At 63.2% G+C, this 12,032-nt stretch carries 13 protein-coding genes; 12 read left to right on the top strand and 1 reads right to left on the bottom strand.

Translation table 11 applies throughout. The features are described 5' to 3' along the window. The first annotated feature begins 152 nt into the window (after positions 1-152). The 8 genes from ftsZ to dnaE all read left to right on the top strand — a co-directional run bounded on the left by ftsZ (position 153) and on the right by dnaE (position 8,980). On the top strand, positions 153-1,406 hold the full coding sequence (ftsZ, locus tag D8M36_RS09070) for a cell division protein FtsZ (RefSeq protein ID WP_126848381.1): 1,254 nt from the start codon (positions 153-155) through the stop codon (positions 1,404-1,406). Between the two features lie 3 nt (positions 1,407-1,409). Next, positions 1,410-2,210 (top strand): peptidoglycan editing factor PgeF, encoded by an 801-nt coding sequence (gene pgeF / locus D8M36_RS09065; protein ID WP_126848380.1) that lies wholly within the window; start codon positions 1,410-1,412, stop codon positions 2,208-2,210. 72 nt (positions 2,211-2,282) lie between these two features. Continuing rightward, on the top strand, positions 2,283-2,768 hold the full coding sequence (locus tag D8M36_RS09060) for a cell division protein SepF (RefSeq protein WP_065248194.1): 486 nt from the start codon (positions 2,283-2,285) through the stop codon (positions 2,766-2,768). Between the two features lie 2 nt (positions 2,769-2,770). Further along, entirely contained in the window at positions 2,771-3,061 is a 291-nt protein-coding gene (locus tag D8M36_RS09055; RefSeq protein ID WP_126848378.1) for a YggT family protein, read from the top strand. A gap of 135 nt (positions 3,062-3,196) precedes the next feature. Continuing rightward, entirely contained in the window at positions 3,197-3,874 is a 678-nt protein-coding gene (locus D8M36_RS09050; RefSeq protein WP_065248192.1) for a DivIVA domain-containing protein, read from the top strand. Beyond that, positions 3,871-4,428 carry a signal peptidase II gene (gene lspA / locus D8M36_RS09045; protein WP_238638437.1) on the top strand — a complete coding sequence of 186 codons (558 nt, stop codon included), beginning with the start codon at positions 3,871-3,873 and terminating at the stop codon, positions 4,426-4,428. Before D8M36_RS09050 ends, lspA begins: the two co-directional genes overlap by 4 nt. Continuing rightward, on the top strand, positions 4,425-5,351 hold the full coding sequence (locus D8M36_RS09040; RefSeq protein WP_126848376.1) for an RluA family pseudouridine synthase: 927 nt from the start codon (positions 4,425-4,427) through the stop codon (positions 5,349-5,351). Before lspA ends, D8M36_RS09040 begins: the two co-directional genes overlap by 4 nt. A gap of 77 nt (positions 5,352-5,428) precedes the next feature. After that, positions 5,429-8,980: a DNA polymerase III subunit alpha gene (gene dnaE / locus D8M36_RS09035; RefSeq protein ID WP_153246522.1), complete on the top strand. Its 3,552-nt coding sequence runs from the start codon at positions 5,429-5,431 to the stop codon at positions 8,978-8,980. A 71-nt stretch (positions 8,981-9,051) separates the two neighbouring features. Here dnaE and D8M36_RS09030 read toward each other — a convergent pair whose 3' ends face one another. Further along, positions 9,052-9,441, bottom strand: a complete 390-nt coding sequence (locus D8M36_RS09030) for a DUF3054 domain-containing protein (protein ID WP_065248189.1) — start codon at positions 9,439-9,441, stop codon at positions 9,052-9,054. A gap of 94 nt (positions 9,442-9,535) precedes the next feature. Here D8M36_RS09030 and D8M36_RS09025 point away from each other — a divergent pair, with 94 nt between their 5' ends. Genes D8M36_RS09025 through D8M36_RS09010 form a run of 4 tightly spaced genes read left to right on the top strand, consistent with a single transcriptional unit; the run spans position 9,536 to position 12,029 of the window. Then, entirely contained in the window at positions 9,536-10,294 is a 759-nt protein-coding gene (locus tag D8M36_RS09025) for a hypothetical protein (RefSeq protein ID WP_065248188.1), read from the top strand. Next, complete coding sequence (locus tag D8M36_RS10160) at positions 10,291-10,449, top strand: hypothetical protein (RefSeq protein WP_164497589.1); 159 nt, start codon at positions 10,291-10,293, stop codon at positions 10,447-10,449. The genes D8M36_RS09025 and D8M36_RS10160 overlap by 4 nt, the downstream gene beginning before the upstream one ends. Positions 10,450-10,458: 9 nt before the next feature. After that, positions 10,459-11,223, top strand: a complete 765-nt coding sequence (locus D8M36_RS09015; RefSeq protein WP_065248187.1) for a HisA/HisF-related TIM barrel protein — start codon at positions 10,459-10,461, stop codon at positions 11,221-11,223. Then, positions 11,220-12,029, top strand: a complete 810-nt coding sequence (locus D8M36_RS09010; protein ID WP_065248186.1) for an SseB family protein — start codon at positions 11,220-11,222, stop codon at positions 12,027-12,029. Before D8M36_RS09015 ends, D8M36_RS09010 begins: the two co-directional genes overlap by 4 nt. Positions 12,030-12,032: the final 3 nt, after the last annotated feature.

Here is a 12,032-nt window from a genome sequence, read left to right as displayed (position 1 = left end):
GTTGCCCTAGACGCCTGTGAGGCAATAGCGTCGAGTACGAGATAAATGCGCTTACTCCCCATGTCTCTTCTGTCCTATCCGCGCCGGTCGCGGGAGGCGCACTAGGCAGTGTGATGGGGTGGAGCTGGAGCAACGAAAGCAAGGACATCCACGTGGACGGATCGCAGAACTACCTCGCAGTCATTAAGGTCGTCGGTGTCGGCGGCGGCGGCGTCAACGCCGTGAACCGGATGATCGAATCCGGGCTCAAGGGCGTCGAGTTCATTGCCATTAACACCGATGCCCAGGCACTGCTCATGTCTGATGCCGATGTGAAACTCGATGTCGGCAAGGAGCTGACTCGCGGTCTCGGCGCGGGCGCCGACCCGGAAGTTGGCCGCAAGGCCGCTGAGGATCACACCGACGAGATTTCCGAAGCCCTCGAAGGCGCGGACATGGTGTTCGTGACCGCGGGCGAAGGTGGCGGCACCGGCACGGGCGGCGCACCTGTTGTGGCAAAGATTGCTCGCTCGCTCGGGGCGCTGACCATCGGCGTCGTGACCCGTCCGTTCACGTTCGAGGGGCGCCGTCGCTCGACCCAGGCTGATTCCGGCATCGATGCTCTCCAGGCCGAGGTCGATACGCTCATCACGATTCCGAACGACAAGCTGCTCCAGCTTGCCGACGTCAAGGTCTCCATGATCGATGCGTTCAAGCTTGCCGATCAGGTGCTCCTCCAGGGCGTTCAGGGCATCACCGACCTCATCACGACCCCGGGTCTCATCAACCTCGACTTCGCGGACGTCAAGAGCGTCATGAAGGATGCCGGTACGGCCCTCATGGGCATCGGTACCGCGAGCGGCGACGACCGCGCCCTCCAGGCTGCTGAGCTCGCGGTCTCGAGCCCGCTTCTCGAGGCGTCAATCGATGGTGCCTACGGTGTTCTCCTTTCGGTGCAGGGCGGTAGCGACCTCGGCCTCGTCGAAGTTTCGGATGCCGCACGCCTGATCCAGGAAGCCGCGCACCCGAGCGCGAACATCATCTTTGGTACCGCGATTGACGACGCCCTTGGTGACGAGGTGCGCGTGACCGTCATTGCCGCGGGCTTCGATCCCAAGCCAGAGCGTGGCGAGGAAGGCGCGCAGCAGAAGCAGCAGGCCCAGGCGCAGCCCTCGAGCGCGCAGCCCGCGCAGCGTGAGCAGCAGCACTCGAGCCGCGAATGGGTTTCGGCACCCGCGCAGGGCCAGGGATACATCCCGGCGCGCTCGCCTCAGGCACAGCCCGAGCAGCCCTCGGTCTCGCAGCCAGACCCGGCGGAGGCGGAGGGTGCCGTCCAGGTCGAGCGTCCTCAGGTGCCTGACGTGCCCACCATCAAGCAAGAGGCGAATCCGGACGACGACCTCGATATCCCGCAGTTCCTTCGCTGAACCATGAGCAGCGAACTTTCGGCGCGGGCCCTCGATTTTTCGGGGGCCCGCGCCCTTTTTACGGGGGTCGCCGAGGGGAACCTTGCGCTTCACGTGGGAGATGACCCTCGCGAGGTCAAGAAGCGTCGTGAAGCTCTCGAGCGGAAGCTCGGCGCCCCTCTCGTCTTTGTCGAGCAGGTACATTCTGCGGATGTCGCCATCGTGCGTACTGAGGCCGATGTGAGGGAGATGCGGGAGCGGGCGCGCGTGGCGGATGCGCTCGTGACGCCGATGGCCGACGTCGCCCTTGCGATCATGGTGGCCGACTGCGTCCCGGTGGTGCTCGCCGAGGAATCGAGCGGGGTGATGGGGGCGGCTCATGCGGGCCGGCGCGGGCTTCTTGGTGGTGTTCTCGGTGCCACCGTTGAGGCGATGGCGAGCCTCGGTGCCTCGCCGAAAAATATTCACGCGCTCATCGGGCCTTCGGTGTGCGGTCGGTGCTATGAAGTGCCCGAGCAGATGTTTGCCGAATCGGTCGCGGAACACGAGGCGCTGGCCTCGCGGACGTCGTGGGGCACCCCCGCACTTGATCTTCCCGCCGGTGCCGTAGCCGAGCTTCGAGCCGCAGGCCTCGCACATGAATCTATCGAGGTGATCGAGCGCTGCACCCTCGAAACCGAGGAGCTTTTCTCGTATCGTCGCGATCCTCACACGGGGCGATTTGCCGGAGTGATCTGGCGGCATAGCCCTGAGGCAGAAGAATGGTGCGTAGCGCACCCCGCGACACGCGCGGAAATTCCGTCGCGCCCAGGGTCGCTGCGGTAGTTTCGTAAAAGACCCCGCACTCCCGTGCTTCCCCAGGGGCAAACAACCGGCTTCTTTATAGGGAGAATTTCGATGGGCGCTTTGCGCAACTGGATGGCGAAGGCTGGATTCGCCGAAGAACAATACGATACTCATTACGAAGACCCTCAGAGCTTCGCGGCCGAGGATGCGCAGGTTGCGCGTGTCCCGGAGCGCACCGTGGAGCCCAAGGCTCAGGAGGCCACCGTGACCCCGCTTCGCCCGCATCAGAATGGCGTATCGCTCGCGCCGGCCGCTCCGGAGAGCATGCAGCGCATCACGACTATCCACCCGCGCTCGTACAACGACGCCAAGAGCATTGGCGAGTCGTTCCGCGATGGCGTTCCCGTCATCCTTAATCTTTCTGACATGAGCGAAGCCGATGCCAAGCGCATGGTGGATTTCTCGGCTGGCCTCGTGTTTGGTCTTCGCGGCACGATCGAGCGCGTGACCACCAAGGTGTTCCTCCTGTCGCCTGAGTTCATCGAGGTTGAGGGCGAGTCCCGCACTGACGAGGGCACCTTCTACAACCAGAGCTGAGCATGGCGATTCTCGCCTCGCTCGTTTACCTCGCGGCGTACGTTTTCTCGATCCTGCTGCTCTTGCGGATTGGTATCGAGATGATCCAGTCCTATGCGCGTTCCTTTTCGCCGCGCGGCCTTGTGTTGATCGCCTGTGAAGCGATCTACACACTGACCGACCCGCCGGTGAAGGCACTGCGATCCGTGATTCCGCCGCTCAAGCTCGGTACGGTCGCCCTTGATGTGAGCGTTCTCATCATCTTCTTTGCCTGCTCGCTCATCTCGATGCTCGCCTCGCCCTACATGTTGTGAGTGATCGTCAAAGGCGCGGCCGGAAGATCGCACCCTTGAAGGGTTTTCGGGGCGGTGGGTGCATTCAGGCTGCGCCCGTGGTCTCAGGTAAAGTTAAATAGTCATCATCTGTTCAAACAACAAGAGGTGGAACCCATGGCTCTTATGCCAAAGGATCTCGAAGATAAGCGCTTCACTCCCGTGCGCTTCACCGAGGGTTACGACATGGACGAGGTCGACAAGTACCTTGACGACGACGTCATTCCCCGCCTTCGCGAACTCATTGAGGAAAACGACCGCCTGAAGCGCGAGCTCGAGGAAGCTCAGAGCCGCGTTGCCGAGCTCGAGGCTCGCGTTGGTCAAGGTGGCGAGGGCGATGCTGCTCCGGCAGTCGTCGAAACCGAAGCTCCCGCTGCGCAGGCCGAGACTCCCGAGGTTGAGCCGGAGACCGAGACTGCTGTTGCTGCCGTCGCACCGGCTGCGCCTGCAGCCGCCGGTGCCTCGCGCGTTGGCGAAACCAATTCTGCCTCCGAGCTCATCTCGCTCGCCCAGCGTCTCCACGATGAGCACGTGGCGAACGGCCAGGCCGAGCGCGACCGCCTCATCAGCGAGGGCAACGCCGAGCACGAGCGCATCGTCAACGAAGCAAACGAGACGTCGCGCACCACGCTCGAGCGTCTTGAAAGCACGAAGAGTGAACTCGAGAAGGAAATCGAATCGCTGCGCACCTTCGAGCGTGACTACCGCACTCGCCTGCGCAACTACCTCGAGAACCAACTTCGCGATCTTGACACTGGCGAAAGCCAGGAGAAGGCCGCTAACTACGGCCTGTGAGCGATCGCCACACCATGAAAGGAAGCGCCGGGTCCGCACGTGCGGCCGGCGCTTCCGCCCGTTCCACCCTGGTCGTGGCGTTTGCGATCGCCGCGATCGTCTTTGTGCTCGACCAGCTGTCGAAGCTGTGGGCCGAAAACACCCTCGAGCACAACGTCGCGCAGCCCCTCGTCGGGGACATCCTCAAGCTTCGCCTCATCTATAACTCGGGCGCTGCTTTTGGGTTTGGCGGTTCGATCACTCCGATCATCACCGGCGTTCAGATCGGGATCGCGCTCGCCGTTGTCGTCGTTCTCGTCCGTTCCGTGCGATCGCGCGCGTGGATGGTTTCGCTCGCACTACTTCTTGGTGGGGCACTCGGCAACATCGTCGATCGTCTTTTTCGGGCCCCGGGGCCTCTGACGGGCCACGTTGTGGATTTCCTTGAACTTCCGCACTGGCCAATCTTTAACGTCGCCGACATCGCGGTGACGACCGGCGCCGTGTTGCTTGTTGTGCTCACACTCTTCAACGTTCCGCTTGATCCGCGTGAAAAGAGCGAGGTGCGAGCGTGAGTAATGAGCGGCTCTTCTTCGTGCCCGAAGGGCTTGAGGGTGAGAGGGTCGATGTTGCTCTCTCGCGCCTTCTGGGGCTTTCACGAACGAAGGCCGCGGAGCTCGTGCAAGCGGGAAGCGCCCTCGTAGACGGCAAGGTTCCCGCTCGCTCGGAACGCGTGAGCGAGGGCCAGGAGCTCGCGGTGACGCTTCCTGAGGTGCGTGACATCGCGGATGTTGCCCCCGAAAAAGTGGACGGTATGGACATCGTCTTCGAGGATGCCGATATCGTCGTCGTCAACAAGCCCGTGGGGGTTGCCGCGCATCCGAGCGTTGGTTGGGATGGCCCCACGGTACTGGGTGGCCTCCTTGGTGCCGGGGTCGCGATCACGACGAGCGGTGCTCAAGAACGCCGTGGCATTGTGTCGCGGCTCGATGTGGGCACGAGCGGCCTTATGGTCGTGGCGAAGAGCGAAGTTGCCTACTCGGTTCTGAAGAGCGCCTTTCGCAATCGCCTCGTGGACAAGCGCTATCACGCTCTTGCCCAGGGACATTTTCAAAACATGAAGGGCACGATTGATGCCCCGATCGGCCGCAGCCAAAAACACGACTATAAGTTTGCGGTGATGGCAAGCGGTAAACCCTCGATCACGCACTACGACGTGATCGAGATGTTTCCTGGTGCTTCGTTGCTCGACATCAAGCTCGAGACTGGCCGTACCCACCAAATTCGCGTGCATATGAGCGCCGCCGGGCATCCGCTCGTGGGAGACCCTCAGTATGGCTCCGACCCCACACTCGCGCAGAGGCTCGGCCTCGTGAGGCAGTGGCTGCACGCACGCGCCCTCGCGTTTGAGCATCCCACGCAGCATACGCGAGTGGAGTTTGAGGCGCCGTATCCCGAGGACCTCGAAAACGCGCTCGAGGTGCTTCGCGCCGGTTAGTCGCGTCTTCGCCGCTCGTCTCTCTCGACTCTTTTCTGAAGCCCTCCGTTCGGGCATTGCCCACTAAAATCTTGGGCATGGCTTCCGAGGATTTCGTTCACCTTCACGTCCACACCGATTATTCGATGCTCGATGGGGCCTCGAAGATCAGCAAGCTCGTGAATGCCGCTGCAGAGGCCGGTCAGAAGGCCGTTGCCATCACCGATCACGGTTACGTGTTCGGAGCCTACGAGTTTTACAAGAACGCTGTCGCCGCGGGCGTGAAGCCGATCATTGGTGTTGAAGCGTACGTGACGCCGGGGACGAGCCGCCATGACCGTTCGCGCGTGCAGTGGGGCACGAAGGCGCAGCAGGATGCCGGCGACGACGTTTCGGCGCGTGGCGCGTACACGCACCTCACGCTTTTGAGCCGCTCCACGGCGGGCATGCACAACCTCTTCCGCCTTGCGAGCTTTGCCTCGCTCGATGGCCAGATGGGCAAATGGCCCCGCATGGACCGCGAGATCCTCTCGAAATACTCCGATGGCCTTATTGCCTCGACGGGTTGCCCCTCGGGCGAGATTCAAACCCGCATTCGCCTTGGGCAGTGGGACGAAGCCGTTAAGGCTGCCGGCGAATACCAGGACATGTTCGGCAAGGAGAACTACTTTGTCGAGCTCATGGACCATGGCCTCGAGCTCGAGCGGCGCGTCACGAAGGACCTGATCGAACTGTCGAAGACGATCGACGCCCCTCTTCTGGCGACGAACGACCTTCACTACGTCTACGAGGACGATGCGAAGATCCAGGACGCGCTTTTGTGTATCAACTCGGGTTCGACGTTCGACACCCCGGGGCGTTTTAAGTTCGATGGTTCGGGCTACTACCTCAAGAGCGCACGTGAGATGCGCGAGCTTTTCCGGGAGCTTCCCGAGGCGTGTGACAACACTCTGCGGGTCGCCGAAATGTGCGACGTCGAATTCACGACGACCGCGGAGGGCGCGAACTACATGCCGCGCTTCCCGGTACCCGCGGGCGAAGATGAGCATTCGTGGTTCATCAAGGAGGTCCAGAGGGGCCTTCACGAGCGCTACCCGAGCGGGATTCCCAACGAGGTCCAGGAGCGGGCTGATTACGAGGTCGGTATCATCACGCGCATGGGCTTCCCGGGCTACTTCCTGGTCGTTTCTGACTTCATTCGCTGGGCGAAAGAGCACGGGATCCGCGTGGGGCCGGGGCGTGGCTCGGGTGCAGGTTCGATGGTCGCGTACGCGATGCGCATTACCGATCTCGATCCTCTTCCGCACGGTCTTCTGTTCGAGCGATTCCTCAACCCGGATCGCGTGTCCATGCCCGACTTCGACGTGGACTTCGACGATCGCCGGCGTGGCGAAGTACTCGAGTACGTGACCGAGCGTTATGGCGACGACAAGGTCGCGCAGGTCATCACGTACGGCGTGATGAAGACCAAGAACTCGATTAAGGATTCAGCACGCGTTCTCGGTGAGCCGTACGCGCTTGGTGATCAGATGACGAAGGCGCTCCCGCCCGCGGTGATGGGCAAGGACATTACGCTCAAGGGCATCTTCGACGAGAACGATAAGCGTTACGCGGAAGCGGAGGATTTCCGCCGCCAGTATCGGGAGAATCCCTCGTGGCAGCGAGTGATGGATATTGCGCAGGGCGTTGAAGGCCTCACGCGTGGCTGGGGCGTGCACGCATGCGCCGTCATCATGTCGAGCGAGACCCTCACGGACATCATCCCGATGATGCGCCGCCCTTCCGACGGGCAAATCATCACCCAGTTCGACTACCCGACGTGCGAGACGCTCGGTCTGCTCAAAATGGACTTCCTGGGGCTTCGCAACCTCACGGTGATTTCCGATGCGATCGAGAACATTGAAACGAACGGCAAGGACGTTCCCGACCTCGAGCACCTCGGTTTCGATGATCCGGCAACATTCGATCTGCTTCAGCGCGGCGATACTCTCGGTGTGTTTCAGCTCGATGGTGCCGGCATGCGCTCCCTTCTTCGCCAGATGAAACCCGATAAGTTCGGCGACATTTGCGCCGTGTCGGCCCTGTACCGCCCGGGCCCGATGGGCATGAACTCGCATACGAACTACGCGCTGAGGAAGAACGGGCTCCAGGAGATCACCCCGATCCATCCTGAACTCGAGGAACCGCTTCACGACATTCTTTCCGAGACCTACGGCGTGATCGTGTATCAGGAGCAGGTCATGCAGACCGCGCAGAAGGTCGCGGGCTTCACGCTTGGCCAGGCGGATATTTTGCGCCGTGCGATGGGCAAAAAGAAAAAGGCCGAGCTCGATAAGCAGTATGTGGGCTTTCGCCAGGGCATGCTCGATCACGGTTACAGTGACGCGGCCGTTCAGGCACTGTGGGACGTGCTCCTGCCGTTCGCCGACTACGCGTTTAACAAGTCCCACTCGGCGGCGTATGGCGTCGTGTCGTATTGGACGGCGTACCTCAAGGCGAACTACCCGACTGAGTACATGGCTGCGCTGCTCACTTCGACGCAAAACAATCGCGACCGCCTTGGCCTGTACCTCGGGGACTGCCGCCACCGCCACATCACGGTGCTTCCGCCGGACGTGAACTCCTCCCTCATGAACTTTGCGGCCGTGGGGGAAGACATCCGTTTTGGCCTTTCGGCGATCCAGAACGTTGGTGCGCATGTCGTCGAGGAAATCATCAAGACCCGCGAGGAGAAGGGCGAGTTCACCTCCTTCACGGACTTCCTCGACAAGGTCCCCCTTTCGGTGTGCAATAAGCGCACGATCGATTCGCTCATCAAGGGCGGCGCTTTCGACTCGCTCGGCCACAACCGACGCTCGCTCGTGCTCGTGCACGAGGATGCGGTCGATGGAATCGTGGACGTGAAGCGCAAGGAGGCCCAAGGGCAAGACGATCTCTTCGGTGGTGGCATGTTCGGAGACGATTACGCCTCCGGTAGCGCCGCCACGATTCAGGTGCCCGAGCTTCCCGAGTGGGACCGCAAGCAAAAACTCGCTTTTGAGCGCGAGATGCTCGGGCTTTACGTGAGCGACCACCCGCTCCAGGGGCTCGAGCACGTGATTGCGCAAGCGAGCTCGCATTCGATCACGGCGCTTGCGGAAACCGAGGACACCGATGCGCTTGGCATGGTGACAATCGCGGGGCTCATCACGAGTATTCAGCGCAAAATTACGAAGAAGGGCGACACGTGGGCGATCGTCACGGTTGAGGATCTCGAGGGCGCGATCGATTGCCTCATGTTCCCGCAGTCGTATCAGCAGGTTGCGACCGAACTTGCGGGAGACCTTGTGGTCTCGATGCGGGGCCGCGTGGACAACTCGAAGGGCTCGCCCGAGATGCGCGTGCAAGAGATGCGCGTGCTCGATACCTCGGGCGCAATGGCCGATGGCCCCCTCATGATCACGGTGCCCGACTCGCGCATGACGGGGGAAGTCGCACAGCAGCTCCGGGGCATCCTCGAAGATCATCCTGGCGGGAGCGAGGTGCGTGTGCGCCTCACGGAGCCGGGTCGCGCGACCCTCATGCGGGTGGATCGGCGCCTGTCGGTTGCGCCTTCACCGGCACTTTTCGCGTCCCTCAAGACTCTGCTCGGGGCGCAGTGCCTGCACTAGGGGTGTGAGCGGGGTTGCACGAGGGCAATGCGCGGGAGCGTGCACCGGGGGAGGGTGCGGGCCGCGCGGCCCTAGTGAGAATCGTCGGTTCCGACGCTTGCCCGCTTCCGTCGCGCCACAATCCCGGCTATGGCGCGCCAGCCCAAAAGGAAGAGGGCGTTGACGGCGAAGGCCACGAGGACGAAGGGGAGCGCTGTTCCATCGCCCACGAGGGTGCGGATGAGCATCGCGGCGACGACCGTGATCGCGACGATGAACACGCCGTGAGGCCACAGCCTCCACGGCTCGACGCGCCACGCACGCAGCACGAGGTGGGCGAGCACGAGCCCCACGAGGAACGGCCACGCGACACGCGCGAGGTTCGAAACTGTGAGCGCACCGTTGTGGCTCACTGTTCCGAGCACGGAAAAGAGGAGGACGAGGAGGGCGTCGGCCCCGAGGGCCCTGTAGTAGTTTCTCACCCCGCCACCCTAGCCCCTTTGCGGGGCGTAAAATTACGTGAGGGTCCGTGAGAGTGACGGACCCGTGCACCGACGTCGACGAAAGGCCCGCACGATGACCGCGACCCCCAACCGTGGCGACAACGGCGAAAACGACCCGGATAAGGCAAAGATCGATGCCGAGTTCGAGGAGATGATGAAGGGGATCAACCTCGACGATTCGGTTCTGGATTCGGGGGAGGAGCCACCCACGGGCTACACCGTGCCCGGCAGCTTGCGTACACCTACGGGCCCCAACGCACCCGGGAGTGCGGGCTCGCTTACGGGACCGACTCCCGGGCACCCCGGCCATGCCGACGAGACGTTCGACGTTCCCGACGATCTTTCCGGACTGAACGACACCGCACCCGCTGACGACCCTACGTCACCCACACCGATCGCGATCGTCGCGACGCCGCTCGCCTCCGCGAAGGCCCTCGCGGGCGTCGTGCGCCTCGCCCTCGCCGCCGAGGATGACCGCACGCCATTTCCCGAGGGCGCCGTGACCGCCAATGCGGAATCCGGTGCGATTCTCACGGGGAATGTGAGCGAAGAAGAGGCACACACGCTCGCGAGGCTCGCGTCCCTCGGGCTTCAGCGCCAGGGAGTCGTCATGTTCTGGCGCCGCGGAGACCGGATGATCGCGTGCCGATACCGCTATGGGCGAAACGAGGGCGAGACGTCCCCGGCACTCGTGCTCGGCGCGCTCGCGGGCGAGGTCGAGGATCTCCTTCTTGGCCTCAATACCCTTGAGGACATCGATGAAACCTACGACCCCTCGAGCATCAGCCGACTTGAAGCCATGAAGTGGATCGCGGGCGGTCGACACAAGTGATCCTTGCCTTCATCATGCTCGCTGCCGGCGGCATCCTTCTTGGCGGCGCTTATTCGTTCGCGAAGCAAAAGAAACCGATCCTCGCGATCATTGCGCTCGCGGTCACGGGGCTGGCATGCGTGCTCGTGGCCTACTGGCGTATCCGGATGGGCTAGGCCAAAAACATGCCCCGGTTTGACCTTTTTCCCGCGGTCGATATCGCGGGAGGTACCCTCGCGCGCGCACCGCGCGGCGGCGCGAGCACGGACCCGCTCGACATCGTGCGGACCTTCGCGCGCGACGGTGCTTCATGGCTCCACCTCGCCGACCTCGATCGAGCCTTTGGACGCGGCACGAACGATGCACAACTCGCCGCAATTGTGCGCGAGGCCCACGCCCTCGGGGTGCGCACCCAGTACTCGGGCGGTATCGATTCCGGGGAAGCCCTTGCCGCCGCCCTCGCGAGCGATTGTGCTCGCGTGAATATTTCCGCCGCAGCGCTCGCTGAACGCGACTTTGTGCGCGAAGCGATCCGCACGCACGGCGATCGGATCGCCGTGTGCGTTGACGTTCGTGGAGCATCGATTCATCCGCGCGGGCGCAAGGAGCCGATTGGGGACCTTGACTCCACCCTCACGTTTCTCCGTGGCGCGGGCTGTGCACGTCTCATCGTGACCGAGATCGAGCGTGACGGTGCGCTTTCGGGACCTCCTCTCGCACTCCTCGAGCGCGTGTCACACGAGAGCTGCGGCGACATCATCGCGTCGGGAGGGGCGGCAAGTCTCGGCGACATCGAGGCCCTCGTTCGTCTCTCCACCTTCACGCGCGTGAGGGGCGCGATCGTGGGCCGCGCCCTCCTCGAAGGCCGCTTCACACTCTCCGAGGCGCTCGAGCGAGTGCGAAATGTGGAGGCAAGGCACGCGAGGCAACCGTCGGAAAGGACACCATGAGCCTGCGCAAACAGGACCCGAAAGTCGCCCGCACCCTGCCCGCGCACTTCACGGCAAAAGATCAGCTCGCTGACACCGCGGGAACGCCGTGGCACGGGCGCGATCTTACGCCCTCACACTTCCCGGACGATGTGGGTGAGCGAGGTGAAAACGTCGCTGGAGCGCTCGAGGCTTTCGACGCGGGGGCAGATCCTACGCGAGAAAGACTCGTGGCGGCGCTTGCGGGCACACGCGTTCTCATCCCCATACAGGCGATTGCGACCGACAGCGCCGAGACCCAAAGCGGGCTGCACGCCGATAACGCGTCCGACATGGCCATGGTCAAACTTCAGCTGCGAGATGGGCAGGTCGCTCTCCCCGTTTTCACGAACGTCGCGGCGCTCTCCACGTGGAGCCCCGAAGCGCGTCCGGTTCCCATGGTGCTCGAGCAAGCCGCGCAGTCGGCCGTCGCCGAGGGGTGCACGTGTCTCGCGGTTGATCTCGGCCGCGAAGGGACCCCGCTCGTGCTACGACGCTCGGCGCTGTGGGCCCTCGCGCAGGGACGGCCCTGGCGGGCACCGCACAACGACGACCTTGTGCGAAGTGAAATCGCGGCGCTCGTCCACGCGGTCGACGGCCTCGAGGGCGCCGAACCACTTCCGGGCGAGGAGCGTGAGCTCGAATTGAGGCTCGCCCTGACCCCCGGGCTCGATCGACAAGCGCTCGATGCCCTCATGAGTCGAGTGCAGACTTTTCTCGCCCACTCCCGGGTCATCGCGGAGCGCGTGAGCTCGCTGAAGATCACCGTGACCCCCACTCAGAGGTAGGAT

The sequence above is a fragment of the Dermabacter sp. HSID17554 genome (genome assembly GCF_003989295.1).
Classification (GTDB): domain Bacteria; phylum Actinomycetota; class Actinomycetes; order Actinomycetales; family Dermabacteraceae; genus Dermabacter; species Dermabacter vaginalis.
This window is presented reverse-complemented; position numbering and strand designations above follow the sequence as displayed.